Source organism: Hungatella sp. L36 (assembly GCF_014288035.1).
This window is the reverse complement of the sequence record NZ_JACOPC010000010.1, coordinates 101497-121090: the sequence shown is the minus strand read 5'-3', so window position 1 is coordinate 121090 and position 19594 is coordinate 101497. Positions and strand designations below refer to the sequence as shown.

General features: G+C 51.8%; 17 protein-coding genes. 15 read left to right on the top strand and 2 right to left on the bottom strand.

Going from position 1 to position 19594, the window contains the following annotated elements:
- The first annotated feature begins 35 nt into the window (after window positions 1-35).
- The 10 genes from H8S80_RS21705 (at window position 36) to H8S80_RS21660 (ending at window position 11099) form a co-directional block, all read left to right on the top strand.
- Window positions 36-455, top strand: coding sequence for a VOC family protein (locus H8S80_RS21705; RefSeq protein ID WP_002603662.1), 420 nt, complete (start codon window positions 36-38; stop codon window positions 453-455).
- 139 nt (window positions 456-594) lie between these two features.
- Window positions 595-1956: an MATE family efflux transporter gene (locus H8S80_RS21700; RefSeq protein ID WP_117632862.1), complete on the top strand. Its 1362-nt coding sequence runs from the start codon at window positions 595-597 to the stop codon at window positions 1954-1956.
- A 21-nt stretch (window positions 1957-1977) separates the two neighbouring features.
- Entirely contained in the window at window positions 1978-2889 is a 912-nt protein-coding gene (locus tag H8S80_RS21695) for an acetamidase/formamidase family protein (protein ID WP_117632861.1), read from the top strand.
- Between the two features lie 81 nt (window positions 2890-2970).
- Window positions 2971-4023 carry a branched-chain amino acid aminotransferase gene (locus H8S80_RS21690; protein ID WP_320934766.1) on the top strand — a complete coding sequence of 351 codons (1053 nt, stop codon included), beginning with the start codon at window positions 2971-2973 and terminating at the stop codon, window positions 4021-4023.
- 544 nt (window positions 4024-4567) lie between these two features.
- On the top strand, window positions 4568-5461 hold the full coding sequence (locus H8S80_RS21685; RefSeq protein ID WP_117632860.1) for a hypothetical protein: 894 nt from the start codon (window positions 4568-4570) through the stop codon (window positions 5459-5461).
- Window positions 5462-5572: 111 nt separating this feature from the next.
- Window positions 5573-5941: a hypothetical protein gene (locus H8S80_RS21680; RefSeq protein WP_243007963.1), complete on the top strand. Its 369-nt coding sequence runs from the start codon at window positions 5573-5575 to the stop codon at window positions 5939-5941.
- A gap of 179 nt (window positions 5942-6120) precedes the next feature.
- On the top strand, window positions 6121-7032 hold the full coding sequence (locus H8S80_RS21675; RefSeq protein ID WP_002603669.1) for an AEC family transporter: 912 nt from the start codon (window positions 6121-6123) through the stop codon (window positions 7030-7032).
- Window positions 7033-7196: 164 nt separating this feature from the next.
- Window positions 7197-8582 (top strand): sodium-dependent transporter, encoded by a 1386-nt coding sequence (locus H8S80_RS21670; protein WP_002603670.1) that lies wholly within the window; start codon window positions 7197-7199, stop codon window positions 8580-8582.
- 179 nt (window positions 8583-8761) lie between these two features.
- Entirely contained in the window at window positions 8762-10711 is a 1950-nt protein-coding gene (gene thrS, locus H8S80_RS21665; RefSeq protein WP_117632894.1) for a threonine--tRNA ligase, read from the top strand.
- A gap of 73 nt (window positions 10712-10784) precedes the next feature.
- Entirely contained in the window at window positions 10785-11099 is a 315-nt protein-coding gene (locus tag H8S80_RS21660) for a DUF1540 domain-containing protein (protein ID WP_117632859.1), read from the top strand.
- Window positions 11100-11164: 65 nt separating this feature from the next.
- On the opposite strand, the gene H8S80_RS21655 is transcribed toward H8S80_RS21660, so the two are convergent.
- The gene (locus H8S80_RS21655; RefSeq protein ID WP_002603676.1) at window positions 11165-11578 is read right to left on the bottom strand and encodes an EamA family transporter; all 414 of its coding nucleotides are present in this window, start codon (window positions 11576-11578) and stop codon (window positions 11165-11167) included.
- Between the two features lie 416 nt (window positions 11579-11994).
- Here H8S80_RS21655 and H8S80_RS21650 point away from each other — a divergent pair, with 416 nt between their 5' ends.
- From H8S80_RS21650 to H8S80_RS21640, 3 genes are all read left to right on the top strand, one after another.
- Window positions 11995-12516: an NADH-quinone oxidoreductase subunit NuoE family protein gene (locus H8S80_RS21650; protein ID WP_117632893.1), complete on the top strand. Its 522-nt coding sequence runs from the start codon at window positions 11995-11997 to the stop codon at window positions 12514-12516.
- A gap of 122 nt (window positions 12517-12638) precedes the next feature.
- Window positions 12639-15716: an NADH-quinone oxidoreductase subunit NuoF gene (gene nuoF, locus H8S80_RS21645; RefSeq protein WP_034561949.1), complete on the top strand. Its 3078-nt coding sequence runs from the start codon at window positions 12639-12641 to the stop codon at window positions 15714-15716.
- Between the two features lie 5 nt (window positions 15717-15721).
- On the top strand, window positions 15722-17500 hold the full coding sequence (locus H8S80_RS21640; protein ID WP_117632858.1) for an NADH-dependent [FeFe] hydrogenase, group A6: 1779 nt from the start codon (window positions 15722-15724) through the stop codon (window positions 17498-17500).
- 57 nt (window positions 17501-17557) lie between these two features.
- Here H8S80_RS21640 and H8S80_RS21635 read toward each other — a convergent pair whose 3' ends face one another.
- Window positions 17558-18472 carry a hypothetical protein gene (locus H8S80_RS21635; protein WP_117632857.1) on the bottom strand — a complete coding sequence of 305 codons (915 nt, stop codon included), beginning with the start codon at window positions 18470-18472 and terminating at the stop codon, window positions 17558-17560.
- A 382-nt stretch (window positions 18473-18854) separates the two neighbouring features.
- Between H8S80_RS21635 and infC the strand changes: the two genes are divergently transcribed.
- Both infC and rpmI read left to right on the top strand, forming a co-directional pair.
- Window positions 18855-19349, top strand: coding sequence for a translation initiation factor IF-3 (infC, locus tag H8S80_RS21630; protein ID WP_025531319.1), 495 nt, complete (start codon window positions 18855-18857; stop codon window positions 19347-19349).
- A gap of 27 nt (window positions 19350-19376) precedes the next feature.
- Window positions 19377-19574, top strand: coding sequence for a 50S ribosomal protein L35 (rpmI, locus tag H8S80_RS21625; protein WP_002603682.1), 198 nt, complete (start codon window positions 19377-19379; stop codon window positions 19572-19574).
- Window positions 19575-19594: the final 20 nt, after the last annotated feature.

Genomic DNA, 19594 nt, shown 5'->3' with positions numbered 1-19594 from the left:
CTAATTCCATCTTAGAATCCAAGGAGGAACACAGGATGGAATTTACACCCTATATCCGTTTTAACGGAAGCTGCCGGGAGGCGGTGGAATTTTATGCGAAGGCGTTCGGAGCGGAGCAGCCGAAGTTTCTGACCTTCGGGGAGAGTGGGGAGAATCCCGCATGGCCGATGCCGGAGGAGGCGAAGAAGCTGATTATGCATACGGAGATCACTGTGAAGGGAAAGAAACTGATGTTTTCCGATACATTTCCGGGTATGCCGTATGAACAGGGAAACCACATTACGATCGCTCTCATGCCGGAGGACGAAGAGACGGCCAGGAAGATCTTCGGGCATCTGAAGGAAGGCGGTAAGGCAGAGATGGAGCTTTCGGAGACAGCATGGAGCAGCTGTTTCGGTATGGTGACGGACCGGTACGGCATCGGATGGCAGATCAATGTCCTGAGGGAACACTGACCTGGAGGGCTGATCAGGAGCACTGACCTGGAAGACCGACCGGGAACGCCTGCCGGCAGCAGGGGATAAAGCACTTTGCAAATGCGGCGGTTAGTGATATGATAGATAGAAATGTTACAGGTAAAAGGATTGAAACACCATGTCAGACACAGCAAATGATTTTTCAAAAGGCAGCATCGTATCAAATATCATGAAGCTGGCGGTCCCTATGACCATGGCCCAGCTGATCAATGTACTCTATAATATTATCGACAGGATCTACATCGGGCGGATTCCGGAGAATGCCACGCTGGCCCTAACCGGTCTGGGGCTCTGTCTGCCCATTATTTCCATGGTTATCGCGTTCGCCAATTTATTTGGCATGGGTGGGGCACCGCTGTGCTCCATCGAACGCGGCCGCGGCAATAAGGAGGAGGCGGAGCTGATCATGGGCAACTCCTTCGTCCTGATGGTAATATTCGGAATCGGGCTGACTGTGGTGGGACTGGCCCTCAAAAAGCCCATGCTCTATCTGTTCGGGGCCAGTGACAACACGTATCCGTATGCGGATCAGTACATAAGCATCTATCTTCTCGGAAGTATTTTCGTGATGATCGGTCTGGGGATGAACAGCTTTATCAACTCGCAGGGGTTCGGTACCATCGGCATGATGACCGTGCTCCTCGGAGCGGTCGCCAACATTATTCTGGACCCGATCTTTATCTTTACCTTTCATATGGGAGTAAGAGGGGCGGCGCTTGCCACGATACTGTCCCAGTTTCTGTCTGCCCTCTGGATCGTAAAGTTTCTGACGGGCGGGAAGGCGATTTTAAGGCTGAAAACTTCAGCGTTCCGGCTGAAGAAGCAGCGGATGAAGAACATCGTGGCCCTCGGCATGTCGGGCTTTACCATGGCGATCACCAACAGCTCGGTACAGATCATGTACAATGCGTCACTGCAGCATTATGGCGGAGATCTGTACGTAGGGATCATGACCGTGATCAACTCTGTCCGGGAAATCATTTCCATGCCGGTTAATGGCCTGACTAACAGCGCGCAGCCGGTGATGGGATTCAATTACGGGGCGGGAGAGTATAAGCGGGTGAAACGGGCCATTGTATTCATTTCGGTGGTCTCCATCGCCTATACGACGGTTATGTGGCTGTTTGTCCATGGCTTTCCGGAATTCTTTATCCGCATCTTCAATCAGGACGCGGATCTGGTCAGGGAAGGAATTCCGGCCATGCGGATCTACTATTTCGGCTTTTTCATGATGTCGCTTCAGTTCGCCGGCCAATCCGTGTTTGTGGCGCTGGGAAAAGCGAAGAATGCGGTGTTCTTCTCGATTTTCAGGAAAGTGATCATCGTGATTCCGCTTATGCTGGTCCTTCCTCTGATGTTTGGACTGGGAACAGACGGCGTGCTTATGGCGGAACCGGTGTCCAACTTTATCGGCGGGGCGGCCTGCTTCATCACCATGCTGATTACGGTGTGGCCGGAGCTCAGCGGTAAGAAAAAATAAACAGGGTCAGGGAGAATAGAGATGAAAGTGATAACAAAAGAATTTATAACGAACGTGCTCTCAAAGGACAATGCAGCCTGTGCTTCCATTCAGGCGGGAGAGACGGTGGTATTTGAGACGTATGACTGCTTTACGAACCAGTTCCTGCCGGAGGAGGCCACCTTTGAAAATGTGGTGAGAAAACCGGGGAATCCGGCCACCGGCCCTCTGTACATTGAGGGAGCGATGCCGGGGGACATGCTTAAGATCGAGATTCTGGATATCGAGCTGGGACCTGTCGGCATTGTGATGCTGGGGCCGAACAGCGGAAGCGAGAGGTCGGAATTTCCGAAAAAGGTATTAAAACGCGTTCCTGTCAAAGATGGAAAGGCATACTACGACGGCAAAGTGGAAATCCCGGTGGAGCCGATGATCGGCGTGATCGGTGTGGCGCCGGCGGGAGAGGGCGTTTCTACCATAACTCCCATGGATCACGGCGGAAATATGGACTGCACCCAGATCAAAAAGGGCGCCGTGCTGTACCTTCCTGTCTTTGCCGAGGGCGGCCTTCTGTCCATGGGTGATTTCCACGCCATCATGGGCGACGGGGAAGTGGAGGACTGCGGCCTGGAGATCGAAGGCCGGGCTACGGTTCGCGTCGATGTGGTGCGGAATGAGTACTGCGTCCCATATCCCATGATCGAGACGGAGGACCGTCTGATCACCATCGCATCGGCGGAAGATGTGGAAGGCGCCTGGCGGGCCGCGACGAGACAGATGTATGATTTCATGAGAGAAAAGATTGGAATGGAGGTTTCGGATGCCGGCATGCTTCTGACGATGACAGGCAATCTGATCATCTGCCAGACCGTGAATCCGATGAAAACCGTTAGAATGGAACTGCCTCGTTATATAACTCAGAGTTATGGCTTTTATTCGATCTTTGGTTCCTGAGGAAAATGTCTTGACTTTTATATGGAAAAGTATAATAATGAAAAAAATTAAGAATTGAATTAAAAATGAATCAGGAAACAAATCAACGAGGGAAAGAGGAAGATACGTATGGAAAAGAAGAACATCGACTGGGGAAATTTAGGATTTGGATATATACAGACAGAAAAAAGATATGTATCCAATTTTAAAGACGGAGCTTGGGATGAGGGTACTCTGACCGAGGATGCGAATATTGTATTAAATGAGTGCGCAGGTGTTCTGCAGTATGCGCAGACGATTTTCGAGGGATTGAAAGCATATACTACCGAGGATGGCCGTATTGTAACCTTCCGTCCGGACTTAAACGGAGAGCGTATGGAGAATTCCGCCAGAAGGCTTGAGATGCCGGTATTCCCGAAGGAGCGTTTCGTGGAGGCCGTTACGAAGGCAGTGGCGGCCAATGCCGCATACGTGCCGCCATTTGGAAGCGGAGCGACGCTTTATGTCAGACCGTATATGTTTGGAAGCAATCCGGTTATTGGCGTGAAGCCGGCGGATGAATACCAGTTCCGGATTTTTACCACACCGGTAGGTCCTTACTTCAAGGGCGGCGTGAAACCGCTCACCATCTGTGTCAGCGATTTCGACCGTGCGGCGCCTCACGGCACAGGCCATATCAAGGCAGGCTTAAACTATGCCATGAGCTTACATGCGATCATGGAAGCCCACCGCGCCGGATTTGACGAGAATATGTATTTAGACCCCGCAACGAGAACGAAGGTGGAGGAGACAGGCGGAGCCAACTTCCTGTTCGTGACTAAAGATAAGAAGGTGGTTATTCCGAAGTCTGAAAGCATTCTGCCGTCAATCACACGCCGTTCCCTGATGGTGGTTGCCAGGGACTATCTGGGACTGGAAGTGGAGGAGAGAGAAGTGCTTTTGGAAGAGGTGAAGGACTTCGCGGAATGCGGACTGTGTGGTACTGCGGCCGTTATCTCCCCGGTGGGCAAGATTGTGGATCATGAGAGAGAGATCTGCCTGCCGAGCGGTATGAGCGAGATGGGAGAAGTGACGAAGAAGCTGTATGATACATTGACCGGGATTCAGATGGGAAGAATTGAGGCGCCTGAAGGGTGGATTCATGTGATTGAATAAGCCGGGGGGTACGCCCTAAAACAGAAAGACGGGAAAAAGTGGCGGATCGCGCAAATTACGGAGAACTCCTGATGGACTTCTCCTCCATGTGCACGATCCGCCGCTTTTTCCCGTCTTTCTGCTTTAGTTCCAGCGAACCTCGGAAAAGGAAACCGTTCGTTCTCCCGTCCCTCCTGCTCCCCGGACCACCCGGAAGGCCTCGGGCTGTGTACTGGCGGTGTGAGGAAAAACATGACTTGATTCCGGAAGGTTCGATAAGGCTTTTGGATTGCCTTTTGTTTGAGATTATGATATAGTTGTTTTATTAATTTCCATTTATATCTGGAGATCTAATGCCAGTTACTGGCATCATGGCTGTTCGGCCGAAGCGTTCACAGGGAATATAGAATTGGGGTCAGAAATTGAATAAAAGAAAGGGAGTGGTCTGTTTATCGTTACTGGATGCAGGCTTTCGCAGGGTATCGGATATTAGGGGCCTCTATGGTAATGGTTAAAAAATCTGTTGAAAAGTACAACTGGTTTCAGTATAATGGAGGTAAGGAATATGGTAAAAGTGAATAAGAAATACAAAGACAGATTATTTCGAATGGTATTTAACCGGAAAGAGGAACTGCTTTCCCTGTATAACGCGATCAGTCACTCAGAGTATACCAATCCTGAAGAGCTTGAGATTAATACGCTGGATGATGTAATCTACATGAAGATGAAGAATGATCTCGCATTTCTGATTGATGATGTCTTAAATCTCTGGGAGCACCAGTCGACCTGGAATCCTAATATGCCGGTTCGCGGCACATTATATATCGTAGAGGAATACAGGAAATACATTGAGCAGAATGGACTTAATCTCTACGGGAGCAGGCTGATTACGCTTCCGATTCCTCAGTTTTATGTGTTCTATAACGGTCTGAAGGAGGAACCGGATTACATCGAACTGAAGCTTTCGGATGCATTTTCCCGCGTTCATTCAGAACTGGAGCCGTGTATGGAGTTTAAGGCGATTATGATGAATATTAATCGCGGTCATAATGAGGGGCTGATGAAGCAGTGTTCGACACTCAGGGAGTATGCGGAATTCGTGGCACGTATCAGGGAGAGGACGAAGGATAGAACGGCGCTCGGGACGGCGGTTGAGGACGTGATGGATTCCTGTATCCGGGATGGAGTACTGGCGGAATTTTTGTCGATCCACAGAGCGGAGGTGTTCGAGGTGCTGTTGACGGAATATGATGAGCAGCGGCATATTGCCGATGAAAAGGAGTTGAGCCGCAGGGAAGGTAAAGAAGAAGGCAGAGCGGAAGGTATCTCAGAGAAAGCGCATGAAGTAGCAGTCAATCTGTTTGCCAAAGGTATTAGCGCGGAGGAAGCTGCCTCGATATGCGGAGAAGACAGCAGTCTGGTGGCGGAATGGCATCGGGAATGGGAAGCAGCAAAATAATGGGGACAGAATAAAAGAACCGGAACAGACAAGTTTTGATGGAGCTTGCCTCGCTGGGTAATCAGTGGGCAGCTCCTTTTGTCATGATAAGAGGAAGGCGGGAGATGTCAGATGTCTTACATAACTTATACCGATGATGAGATGGAGATCGTGAAGAGCGGGATAGAGGCCATAAGGAATGTCCTGATGGGAACGAATATGGGGAAGAAGGAGAGCCTTCTTTTCTGTCTGGACCGTTTTCTGGATCCGTGGTTTGGGTATCAGCTGCCGTATCAGGACGCTATTGTGGACCTTCTGCAGGTGGTCATCGTCAGTGACAATACACTTTCCGTGAAAGAGGCGGCGCTTCAGCTGATCTGCGATTACGCATGGCCTCCGTTTCCGGTTCTGGAGGAGAATTTTGAGCGTGTGGAGGCGGAACTGAGGCCGGATGTCTCTTATGTAATGCATATGGACAAAGAAATTGAAACGGATTCGTAAATTACTCTTTACAAAATGTTCAGAACAGGTTAGGATGAAAATTGTGTGCAAATTTTAATGGTAGCATAGCTGCTATGTCATTCTAAGTTTTGTATTCTGGACTTAGAATGTGGATTGAAAGAAAGAAATAAATAAGAAGCAAAAGATGGCCGTGATCAATGGCCGGGAGGGGACTGGATATGACAGCAGTACTGACAAAAGCGTTTGCGTTTGTTGCAATCATCGCCATGGGCTATATTCTGAAGCGGGTGGGATTTTTTCACGCAAAGGATTTTTACCTGATTTCCAATATCGTGATTAAAATAACACTGCCGGCGGCTATTGTATCGAATTTCAGCAAGATAACCATGGATTATTCACTGCTTGCCATGTGCGTAATCGGACTTCTCTGCAATTTTGTGACGATCGCCGTCGGATATGGGATCAATATAAGAAAGCCGAAGGAGACGAGGGCCTTTGCCATGCTCAATATGTCGGGCTACAATATCGGCAATTTCACCATGCCCTTTGTGCAGAGCTTTTTAAGCCCTGTGGGATTTGCGGCCACCAGTCTGTTTGACGCGGGCAACTCCATTATGTGTACGGGGATGACGTTTACACTGGCAGGTATGGTGGTGGGAGAGGATGAAAAGCCGTCTCTCCTGGGAATGACGAAGAAGCTCTTTTCCTCGATTCCGTTTGACGCATATATCGTCATGACAATTCTCAGCATTTTAAAATTGCAGCTTCCGGCAGTGATGATCAGCTTCGCGGATACAGCGGGCGGCGCCAATGCGTTTCTGGCGCTCCTGATGCTTGGGATCGGATTTGAAATCCACATGGACCGGGAAAAAATTGCACAGATCGTGCAGATTCTCGTGATGCGCTACGGCATTGCGGTTCTGATGGCGGTTGGCTTTTATTTCTTTGCCCCCTTCGGGCTGGAAGTGCGCCAGACTCTGGCAATCGTGTCTCTGGGGCCGGTGGCCTCGATCGCTCCGGCATTTACGGGAGCCTTGAATGGAGATGTAGAGATGGCGAGCGCGGTCAATTCCCTCTCCATCATCATAAGCATCGCAGCGATTACAGCCGCACTTATTATACTGCTGTAAGTCAAAAACCCCGCTGCAAGCAACGGGGCATCAAACTCGCAGCGCCGCGAGCGGCGCGATTTTTGACCCTCGCGGCAGTCGTTAGGTGGACCCGCAAGCGCGCCCGCCTGACTCGTTGCTCGCGGGAATAACAAAACGAACAGACAAGAGGAGTACAGGAAACTATGCATCAGAAGAGAAGCCAGTGGGCAAGCAACGTGGGATTCATACTGGCGGCGGCAGGTTCTGCCGTCGGCCTGGGCAATATATGGAAGTTTCCGGGAAAGGTGGGGGCGTACGGCGGAGGCGCGTTTATTCTCTGCTATATCATTATCGTCGCCCTGATTGGTTTTCCGGTAATGTTGGCGGAATTATCAATCGGAAGGAGGACGCAGAAAAATGTGATCGGGGCGTTCCGGCAGCTGGATAAGCGATTCACATTCGTGGGAGGAATCGGCGTTCTGACTCTCTTTGTCATTATGTCTTACTACAGCATTGTGGGCGGATGGGTGATGAAATATATCTGGGTCTATGCGAGCGGCGCGCATTTCGGGGCTGCGGCGAATCCGTACCAGACGTATTTCGCGGACTTCATTGCGAAGCCGGTGGAACCGCTTCTTTGGGGAGCGGCATTTCTTCTCCTCTGTATCTATGTGGTGGTAAAGGGCGTTTCTTCAGGAATTGAGCGTGTCAGCAAGGTCCTGATGCCGGCGCTGTTTCTCCTCCTTTTGGCCTGCGTGATCCGGGCAGTCACGCTTCCGGGGGCGAAAGAGGGACTTACCTTTATGCTGACTATTCGGCCGGAGTCGTTTAACGGCAACACGCTGGTAGGGGCATTGGGACAGGCCTTCTTTTCCCTTTCCGTAGGCATGGGGATCATGGTGACGTACGGTTCCTACGTTCCGAAGGACGATCATCTGGTGAAGAGTGCGGTCAGCATCTGCGCATTGGATACCATGGTGGCCATCCTGGCGGCCTTTGCGATCATCCCGGTTGTGTTTGTCACGCTGGGGGCGGAAGGACTGGGAATGGGCGGCGGCTTTGCCTTTATGGCGCTGCCGGAGGTGTTCGCCGGATTTCCGGGCGGCAAGCTGTTCGGACTGGTGTTCTTTATCCTGCTGTTCTTTGCGGCGCTGACCAGTGCGATCAGTATTCTTGAGAGCTGCGTGGCATTTATCAGCGAAGAGTTTCATTTCAGCAGGCTGAAATCCACGATTGTCTTATCGGTGCCGATGACGGTGCTGAGCGCCGGATACTCCCTGTCACAGTCCGATGCGAGAGGTATTAAGCTTCCGTGGTTCGATTTCTCACAGGGCTTTACCATGCTGCCGATGAATGCAGTGATGGAAAAATTTACGGACAACCTGATGATCCCTCTGGGCGCTCTGGCCTTCTGCCTGTTTGTCGGATGGGTATGGGGGACGAAGAACGCGGTGGAGGAGATCGAATCGGAGGGAAGATATCCGATGGTGATGAGGAGAACGTGGAGTTTTATCGTGAGATTTCTGGCGCCTCTTGTGATCGCGGTGATACTCTATTTTACGCTGGGGCGCGGTGAAGGGCTTTCCTGACGACGTTCTGGTGCGGAGGTTCCGATGCGGAGCTTCCGGTACGGAGGTACTGGTACTGAAGTACTGGTACGGAGCTTCCGGTTCGTTCCGCGACGGGAGTGGATTGAAACAAGATGAAAGATAAAACGTATTTTGCCTCTGACAAAGGGGAAAGATGATAGAAAAGGAGAAACTTAATGATGAAGATAACATTAAAAGACGGTTCAGTAAAAGAATACGAACAGGCGATGTCCGTTTATGAGATTGCGGCGGATATCAGCGAAGGCCTTGCGAGAAATGCCTGCGCAGGCGAGGTGGACGGCAAGGTAGTGGATTTGAGAACTGCGGTAGAGCAGGACTGCAGCTTAAGTATCCTGACCGTTCATGATCCGGCCGGACTGGCGGCCTACCGTCACACGACGAGCCATGTGCTGGCACAGGCGGTGAAGCACCTCTATCCGGAGGCAAAGCTGGCCATCGGACCGTCCATCGAGAACGGTTTTTACTATGATTTTGAGACTCCTTCCTTTTCCAGGGATGATTTAGATAAGATTGAAGCCGAGATGAAGAAGATCATCAAGGCCGGCGAAAAGCTGGAGCGTTTTACGCTTCCGCGCGAGGAAGCCATCAAATTTATGGAGGAAAAAGGGGAGCCGTATAAAGTGGAGCTGATCCGGGATTTACCGGAAGACGCGGAGATCTCTTTCTACCGCCAGGGGGACTTTACGGATTTATGCGCAGGACCTCATCTGATGAGCACGAAGCCGATCAAGGCCTTTAAGCTGACCTCTTCCTCAGGAGCCTACTGGAGGGGCAGTGAGAAGAACGCCATGCTGACCCGCGTCTACGGAACGGCCTTTGCGAAGAAGGAAGAGCTGAACGAATATCTGGAGTACTTAGCCAATATCAAGAACCGCGACCACAACAAGCTGGGACGTGAGCTGGAGCTGTTCGCTACCGTGGACGTAATCGGACAGGGCCTTCCATTACTGATGCCGAAGGGCGCAAAGATCATCCAGACGCTTCAGAGATGGATCGAGGATGAGGAAGAGAAACGCGGCTATATGAGGACGAAGACTCCTCTGATGGCGAAAAAGGATTTATACGTGATTTCCGATCACTGGGATCACTACAAAGAAGGAATGTTCGTGCTGGGTGACGAGGAGAAGGACGACGAAGTGTTCGCACTGCGCCCCATGACCTGTCCATTCCAGTATTACGTATACAAACAGAGCCCCAAGTCCTACCGCGACCTGCCATGCAGATACGGCGAGACCTCCACACTTTTCCGCAACGAGGATTCCGGTGAGATGCACGGACTGACCCGTGTGCGCCAGTTTACCATTTCCGAGGGCCATCTCGTGGTGAGACCGGACCAGCTGGAGGAGGAGTTTAAAGGCTGTGTGGACCTGGCAAAATACTGCTTGACGACGCTGGGACTGGAAGAAGACGTGACCTACCGTATGTCCAAATGGGATCCCGAGAATGCCGGCCATTATCTGGGAAATGCTGAGATGTGGGATGAAGTTGAGGCTGCCATGAGAAAGATTCTCGACGACATCGGCATTGAGTACACGGAAGAAGTGGGCGAGGCTGCCTTCTACGGTCCGAAGCTGGATATCCAGGCGAAAAATGTATACGGCAAGGAAGACACCATGATCACCATTCAGCTGGATATGTTCTTAGCCGACCGGTTCGACATGAGCTTCGTGGATAAGGACGGCACCAAGAAGCGTCCGTATATTATCCACCGCACCTCCATGGGCTGCTATGAGAGAACGCTGGCCTGGCTGATCGAGAAGTACGAAGGCGCGTTCCCGACATGGCTGTGTCCGGAACAGGTGAGAGTGCTCCCGATATCCGAGAAGTATCATGATTACGCGGAAAAGGTGGAAGCAGAGCTTAAGGCTAACGGTATTCTGGCGACTGTGGATGAGCGCGCGGAGAAGATCGGATACAAGATCAGAGAGGCGCGTCTGGCCAAGCTTCCGTACATGCTGGTCGTTGGACAGAAGGAAGAGGAGGACGGCCTTGTGTCTGTCCGCAGCCGTTTTAACGGAGACGAAGGGCAGAAGTCCCTTTCCGATTTCATCGATGCCATCAGCCGTGAAATCCGTACAAAGGAAATTAAAACAATTAATGTCGAATAGTTCCTGTCCCGCCTGCGCATAATAACTCCTGCAGAAGCGATAGAATTTAAGAATTCTCAAGGAGGGATATTCCATGACGAGATTGGACTGTAACGTGACAAACTGCCTTCACAATGCGGAAAACTGCTGCTGTAAGGCTGCAATCATCGTAGAGGGCGAGCAGGCAAAAGAAACGTGTGACACGTGCTGCGGCAGCTTTGACGAGAATAAGGACGGTGCTTACCATAACCTGTTCAAGACACCTGAAAACAGACTGGAAGTAGACTGTGAAGCGGTAAAATGTGTATACAACGAAGGCCGCCACTGTTCCGCGGATCATATCGGTATCGCCGGAGACGGTGCGAGTGAGGCCAGCCACACGGAATGTGCATCATTCAGGGAAAGATAATAGAAAATAAAAACACCGCATGGCGGGAAGCGTGTAAACTTCTTGCCATGCGGTGTTTTTGCCTCCTAAAGGATCATGAAAAAGGTTCCGGCCGTGATAAGCAGGATTCCGATCAGTTTTTTGATGGTGATCTGCTCATGCAGGAAAAGAAAAGCCAGGATGACGGTGAGCACGATGCTGAACTTGTCTACGGGCACCACCTTGGAGGCTTCCCCCATCTGCAGCGCCTTGTAATAGCAGATCCAGGAGGCACCGGTAGCAAGGCCGGAAAGAATCAGGAAAATCCAGCTTTTCCTGCCGATATCGGGAAGACCGCTCTGGGTGTTGGTCATGAATACGACGACCCACGCCATAATCACGACCACGACGGTCCTGACCGCGGTAGCCAGGTTGGAATTGACGCCTTCGATCCCCACTTTTGCGAGTATGGAGGTCAGGGCGGCAAAAACCGATGAGAGGAGAGCAAACAAAAACCACATGGATGAGATTCCCCCTTTAAAATGCTTCAGACCGCATCCGCAGCTTCATAAAATGCGGCGGCCATGAAGCCTGATAGGATCATTGTAAAATATTTCCCGCAAATATTCAATCCTGAAAATTCGTAAAACACCTGGAGCGCAGCGTTCGCGGCAACACAGATTGTGTCAAAAAAAAAACAATGGCTTGACAGGCGTTGTCACTGCATGATAGTATGAGACTATAAAAAAATTAGATTACCTAAAAATTTTTTAGATTTCAGAATAGTGAGGAATGACGATGTCGGGATACTGTTTTGAGCATAAGAGGTTTTGGTGTTTCAATAATACATGGTGGATGAGAGAGAGCAGCTGATGAGGCTGCTCTCTCTTTAACTTTGTATAATTTTTCACAATATAATGAGGAGGTAGGAATCATGATGAAAGAAAACACGGAACATTGCTGCTGCGAAGGGTGTGACAGCAGTCCTGAGACTTTACTCGGGCGGATTGGGGAGCTGGCTTCGGAGTACAGGGGAAAGGAGGGGTCGCTGATATCTGTACTTCACATGGCGCAGGGAATCTATGGATATCTGCCCCTGGAGGTACAAAGGACGGTTGCGGACGCGCTGGATATTCCGCTGTCCGAGGTATCCGGGGTGGTTTCCTTTTATTCCTTTTTTTCCACGCAGCCGAGAGGAGAGCACACGATCCGCGTCTGTCTCGGAACGGCGTGCTATGTGCGGGGCGGAAAGAAGATATCGGAACGGCTTCAGGAGCTTTTGGATGTGAAGATCGGCGATACGACGGAGGACCGGAAGTTTACGCTGGAGGTGGCGCGATGCATCGGCGCCTGCGGTCTGGCCCCGGCGATGTCCATTGACGGCCAGGTTTACAAGCAGGTGAATCCGGATAAGCTGGAGCAGATTCTTGCAAGATATTATGATGGACCACACTGCTAGGTTCGTGAAAGACCTCACCAGGCAGAGTGGCATGTATCGCACGTAAGAGACCACAATACGGTCTCTAAGTGCTCATAACTAGGAGGAATAACGGAATGGAAAATAAAATCACAAATTCTGCCATGCTTGCAGATATAAAAAAGGATTACATAGAAAAAAGAAAAGCCTTTAAACGCCGGATTCTGGTCTGCGGAGGCGCCGGATGTATCTCCTCTCACTGCGGAGAGGTACAGGAGGCGCTCAAAATGTCTCTCGCAGAGCATCAGCTGGAGTCGGAGGTGGAGATTCTGGTGACAGGCTGTATGGGAACGTGTGCGGCGGGGCCCGTTCTCTTGGTGGAGCCGGACGGAATTTTCTACACGGCCATGAATCCGCAGAAGGTGGCGGATCTCGTGGAGCGCCATCTGATCGGCGGGGAGGTCTGTGAAGAGTATACGTTTTACGATGCGGAGGAGGAACGCTACATTCCGAAGCTGGACGACATCAATTTCTTTAAAGAGCAGGTCCGCATCGCGCTGCGCAACTGCGGGCGCATGGAGTTTGCCTCCATGGAAGCTTACATTGCAAGGGATGGCTACGCGGCTGCTGCGAAAGCACTGGACGGCTTAAGCAGAGAAGAGGTGGTGGAGATCATGAAGGCCTCCGGACTCCGCGGCCGCGGCGGCGCCGGTTTCCCGACGGGAATCAAATGGGAATCGGGCTTGAAAGCCGTGTCCGAGGACGGACAGAAATATATGGTCTGCAACGCCGATGAAGGTGATCCCGGCGCGTTCATGGACCGCAGTATTCTGGAAGGCGATCCTCACAGTATCATCGAAGGCATGATGCTGGGCGCCTATGCCATCGGCGCAGACAAGGGTTACGTCTATGTCAGGGCGGAATACCCCATCGCAGTGGAGCGCCTTTCCGCCGCCATCGAGCAGGCCAGAGACCGGGGACTTCTGGGAACCGATATTCTGGGAAGCGGATTTCAGTTCGATCTGGAGATCCGGATCGGCGCGGGCGCATTTGTCTGCGGCGAGGAGACCTCCCTTCTGGCGTCCATAGAGGGAAAACGCGGGGAGCCGAGGCAGAAACCGCCGTTCCCGTTTGAGCGGGGCTTATTCGATAAGCCGACGATTATAGACAACGTGGAGACGCTGGCAAACGCGGCGCCCATTATCTTGAACGGCGCGGAGTGGTATCGGCAGTTCGGCACGGAAAAGAGCGCAGGCACCAAGGTATTCGCCCTTGCGGGAGACATTATCAACGCGGGAATTATCGAGGTCCCCATGGGAATACGGCTGGGAGACATTATCTATAAAATCGGCGGAGGCATCACGGGAGGACGGAAATTCAAGGCGATTCAGTCCGGCGGTCCTTCCGGCGGATGTCTCACCGGGGAACATTTAAACACGGCGGTGGATTATGAATCCCTGGCGAAGCTGGGAGCCATCATGGGATCCGGCGGCCTGGTGGTTATGAGTGAAAACACGTGTATGGTTGATACCGCCAGATACTTTATGGACTTTATCCGTGATGAGTCCTGCGGAAAGTGTCTGCCCTGCCGGAACGGCACAAAGCGGATGCTGGAGATTCTGGAACGGATTACGGAAGGAAAGGGCGAGGAAGGCGATTTGGAGCTTCTGGAGGAGCTGGCGGAGACCATCAGGCAGACAGCCATGTGCGGCCTGGGCCAGACTGCCCCGAATCCGGTGCTTTCCACACTCCGTTATTTCAGAAATGAATACGAGGAACATATTTACGAGAAACACTGCCGCGCCGGAGTCTGTTCCGAGCTGCAGACGTCGCCGTGCCGCAACGCCTGTCCGGCCAACGTGTTTGTACCTGGCTATATCAGCCTGCTCTCCGCTGGAAGGTTTGAGGACGCATACCGGCTGATCCGCCAGGATAATCCATTTCCGTCCGTCTGCGGCCGCATCTGTACGCATCCGTGCGAGGACCGCTGCCGCCGCGCCCAGGTGGACGAAGCCGTCTCCATCTGTTCCTTAAAGCGCTTCATCGGAGACTATGTGCTTCAGGATGGATACGAGATTCCGAAGGTGGAGGCGAAGCCGGCCACGGGAAAACGAATTTCTGTAGTGGGAGGCGGACCATCCGGTTTGACCTGTGCGTATTATCTGGCTAATTTAGGCCATGAGGTTCACGTATACGAGGCGGAGAGTGTTGCCGGCGGAGTTCTTTACTGGGGAATTCCGGAGTACCGCCTTCCGAAGGAGGTGCTGGCGAAAGAGGTGAAGGCCATCGAACAGAGCGGCGTGAACATCCACTGCAATGTAAGAATCGGGGAAGCGATCTCCTTTGAGGAATTGAAAAATCAGAGCGACGCCGTCTACGTGGCGATCGGAACACAGCAGTCGAGAACCCTGGGCATACCGGGTGAGGATTTACCGGGTGTGGAAAACGGCCTTATCTTCTTAAAACGAATCGGCTTAAAACAGAGCCTTTCAGTTCCCGAACGCCTTGTCGTCATAGGCGGCGGAAGCACGGCCATGGATGTGGCGCGTACGGCGGTCCGGCTCGGCTCAAAGGAGGTAACGGTCGTATACCGCAGAACCGAGCGGGAAATGCCGGCCGGCGCCGAGGAGGTAAAGGAAGCGAGAGAAGAGGGAATCCGCATCATCACCCTGGCATCCCCTGTGAGAATCACAGAGAAAGACGGAGCTGTCTGCGGCATCGAGCTGGTAAAACGGCAGCTTACGGATTACGGTCCGGATGGCCGGCGCAGAAGCGCACATATCGAGGGCTCCGAGTTTCTTCTGGAGTGTGACGGCATCATAACGGCCATCAACCAGGATGTGGATCATAAATTCCATCAGACAACCCAGCTGGACTTCGACAGAAAGGGCAGGATTGACGTTCATCAGTTCACCAGCCGCACTTCGGAGGAAGGCGTGTTTGCGGGAGGCGATACGAGCCCGTGGGGAGCCAATGTCGCCGTCAACGCCATCGCCGACGGAAAGAAAGCGGCCGTCAATATCGACAAGTACTTAGGCGGCAGCGGAGAACTGAATATGGGCGAGTGGCTGGAGATTCCGGTGATCCCCGACATGGAAGTGACCGAGCCGCATATGAGATTCCCGGTCAGAACGCTTCCTGTGGATGAGAGGATCGACAACTTTAAAGAAGTGGCGTGCGGCTTCCACAAATTAGACGCAATCGGTGAGGCGTTCCGGTGCCTGCACTGTGACAGGAGGTAAGAGAGATGATAAAGCTGACAATCAATGGAAAAACAGTAGAAATAGAAGAGGGAGCGACCATCATGGAGGCGGCGGCAAAAGCCGGCATCAAAATCCCAAGCCTCTGTCATTTAAAAGATGTCCATACATACGGTTCCTGCCGGATCTGTGTCGTGGAGGTGGATGGGATGAAGAATCTCCAGGCCTCCTGCATCGTCAGGGCGAGGGATGGCATGGTGGTTCATACGAATTCGCCGAAGGTCCGTGCGGCCAGAAAGGTCCTGTATGAACTGCTGCTTTCCGACCATCCGAAGGACTGCTTAAGCTGCAACAGAAACCAGAACTGCGAACTCCAGGAGCTGGGCTATGAGCTGGGAATCACGGAGACCCGGCTGGAGGGCGAGCGCTCCGGATGCAGCGTGGACATTTCCCCTTCCATCACCAGGGATACCAGCAAATGTATCCTGTGCCGCCGCTGTGTGACCGTGTGCAACGAGATACAGCACGTGGGGGCCATACAGGCGCAGAACCGCGGCTTCGACACGGTCATCAGCCCGGCTATGGGGCTTCCGCTTAATTCCACGGCCTGTGCCATGTGCGGCCAGTGTACGGTGGTCTGTCCCACCGGTGCGCTGCAGGAGACGGATGGCTTAAGCCGGGTCTGGAAGGCATTAGGAGATCCAGGCAAGCGCGTGGTCGTTCAGGTGGCGCCCGCTGTCCGCGCGGCCCTCGGCGAAGAATTTGGCCTTCCCTGCGGAACTCCGGTTACTGGGAAAATGGCTTCGGCCCTCCACGAGCTGGGCTTTGACGACGTTTTCGATACGCTGTTCTCCGCGGATTTAACGATAATTGAAGAAGGAACAGAGCTTCTGCACCGGCTTTTTGCTGTGCTCACCGGAGGGGACGCGGTTCTGCCGATGATTACCAGCTGTTCACCGGGATGGATCAAGCACATCGAGCACCAGTTCCCGGAGGAGCTGGACCATTTGTCCACCTGCAAGAGCCCGCATACCATGATGGGAGCGGTGGTAAAATCATTCTATGCGGACCGCCTTTCCATGGATCCCCGGGATTTGTATGTCGTCTCCGTGATGCCGTGTACGGCGAAGAAGTATGAGATCGAGAGGGGCGAGATGGAAGTAGACGGAAACCGGGATGTGGATGCGGTTCTGACGACCAGGGAACTGGCGCGGATGATCAAGTCGGCGGGCATCGATTTCGTCAATCTGCCGGAAGGAAGCTTTGACGCGCCGCTGGGACTCTCCACGGGTGCCGCCGATATCTTCGGTGTAACCGGCGGTGTTATGGAGGCCGCGCTGCGTACCGTGTACGAACTGGTAACGGGACGGGAACTGCCCTTTGAAGGGCTTCACGTGACGCCGATCGTGGGTCTGGAACAGATTAAGACCGCGTCCTTCGTCATCGAAGACACACTTTTGGAGTATAAGCATCTGGAAGGCGTGGAAGTGAAGGTGGCGGTAACCAGCGGACTGGAAGGCGCCTCCATGCTGATGAGAGAGGTGGCGGACGGCACCTCGCCGTACCATTTCATTGAGGTCATGGGATGTCCGGGCGGCTGCATCGCAGGCGGCGGCCAGCCGCGTCCGAAGGAGGACGATTTCCGGAAAAAACGTGCGGCGGCGCTCTACAGCGAGGACGAACACAAGCCTCTGCGCAAGTCCCACGAGAATCCGGATCTTATGAAGCTGTATGAGGAGTTCCTGGGAGAACCCGGCGGCCATCTGGCCCATAAGCTATTGCATACCCACTACGTAAAACGCGGAAAATATAATGAATTAGTATAGAAAAAAAAGAATAGAAAAAAAGATAGGTAAGATGAAAGAAGAATGGAGACGGATTCCTCAGGGAGCTGAGGCATCCGTCTCCATTGCTGTTATGCCTGTATTGTCTTCCGGCATAAGATCATAAGGGACGTAGGATATGGACTTGCGGCCCTCCTCAGGGAGGTTGTTATAGGATTCCAGCCAGGCAACCGTATCCTCGCTCAAATCCGATTGACGAAAGAAACGGCCTTCATATTCCAACGTTCCGTTTGCCAGAAACAGCGTGTAATGGTCGCCGTCCCTGACTGCCATAGCGCCATCCCAGAGAGAAATGTAGCCGTCGCCCTTGTTTCCGAAGTTGGACTGGCCATTTTCCGATGGGACCTTTAAGCTGTCAATGACGGAGGAAAAGCTGCCGTCTTCCGTTCCGCAGGTGGGGCTGGCGGTTCTGCCTGTGCCGATAAAAAGGGTATCTCTGGCATAGAACATGGGGGAGAGCGGCTCTTTTGCGATCTGGCCCATCTCCATCAGGGACGCCAGGGTATCGGGATCGACTGCATCGCGTCTTCCCTTTCTGAGAAGCTCACAGCTATAGACGGTGGTCTGTCCCGGCCACGTCTCCATAATGGGCCCGGCCTTCATGGAAACGGAGTCGCCGTTGTCCAGCGTATCCAAGACGCTTCTGTCGCCGGAGGCATAGGTGAAGACGACGGGACCGTAGTTGTCAATGACCAGAATGCCGTCTCCGCTGGTGGATTTTAAAAATCGTCCGGTTCTGTCAGAAGCATCGGAAGGGACCTCCGCCGGGATAGAAGAGCTGCTTTCCTCCGCCGGACCGGAGGCAGATGGCGCTTCCGCGCTGCAGTCTGTTGTCATGTGCTCCACTGTGGCTTTCGGATCCTCCGACGGTTCCGGGCTGGCCTGGCGGCTGGAACAGGCGCTCAGCGCTGCGGTGAGAAGAATGGCGGAAAGCAGTACTGTTTTTTTATTCAAGATTCAATCCTCCTGTTTTTTAATACGGTTCTGTGGTATCATATATTTGATATGTTTACAATACCACAATCTTCCTTATTGTTCTTTACTTATTCCTTGCAAATTTCGTAAGTTTAAGAAATCGATAAAAAACACTTGACTTTTCTTCTGTCATATTGTAGACTATAACAAGTTGTGGAAACAACAGTCAGGAAAGTAGGTATCCGCCTCACCACGGCACGAGTAAGTGACCCTGGTTCATAGCCTTATTTACATAGGTATACTGTGTAGAGACTTTGATGGTGGGTAGCGTTTGTCTATCTACTTTTTTTATGCCCTGACGGGCAGTAATGTGAATTCCGACCAAACACACTATAGGAGGTGCACGACAATTAGCGATTTAATGATTAACGAACAAATTAGAGACAAGGAAGTTCGGTTGATTGGTGAAGATGGAGAACAGTTAGGGGTTATGCCTGCGAGAGACGCCTTACAGATGGCAAAAGACGCAGAACTGGACCTTGTAAAGATTGCTCCGACCGCAAAGCCACCGGTTTGTAAGATTATCGATTACGGTAAATACAGATACGAACTGGCAAGAAAAGAAAAAGAAGCTAAGAAGAAACAGAAGGTAATCGAAGTAAAGGAAGTTCGTTTATCTCCCAATATTGACACAAATGACTTAAGTACAAAGATGGGCGCCGCAAGGAAGTTCCTCGAAAAAGGAGATAAAGTTAAGGTAACCTTACGTTTCAGAGGTCGTGAGATGGCGCATATGTCAAAGTCAAGATATATTCTTGAGGATTTCGCAAAGGAATTGGCCGATATAGCGGTTATTGACAAGCCGTCCAAAGTGGAAGGAAGAAGCATGGTTATGTTTTTAACACCAAAACGTTAATAGAACATTATCAAGGAGGAAAATACAATGCCTAAATTAAAAACAAGCAGAGCAGCTGCAAAGCGTTTCAAAAAGACCGGTACAGGAAAGCTTGTAAGAAACAAAGCTTACAAATCTCACATCTTAACTAAGAAGTCTACAAAGAGAAAAAGAAATCTTAGAAAAGATATCGTTACAGACGCAACCAATGCAAAAGTAATGAAGAAGATTTTACCATATTTATAGGATCTTAAGTTAAGAAGGAG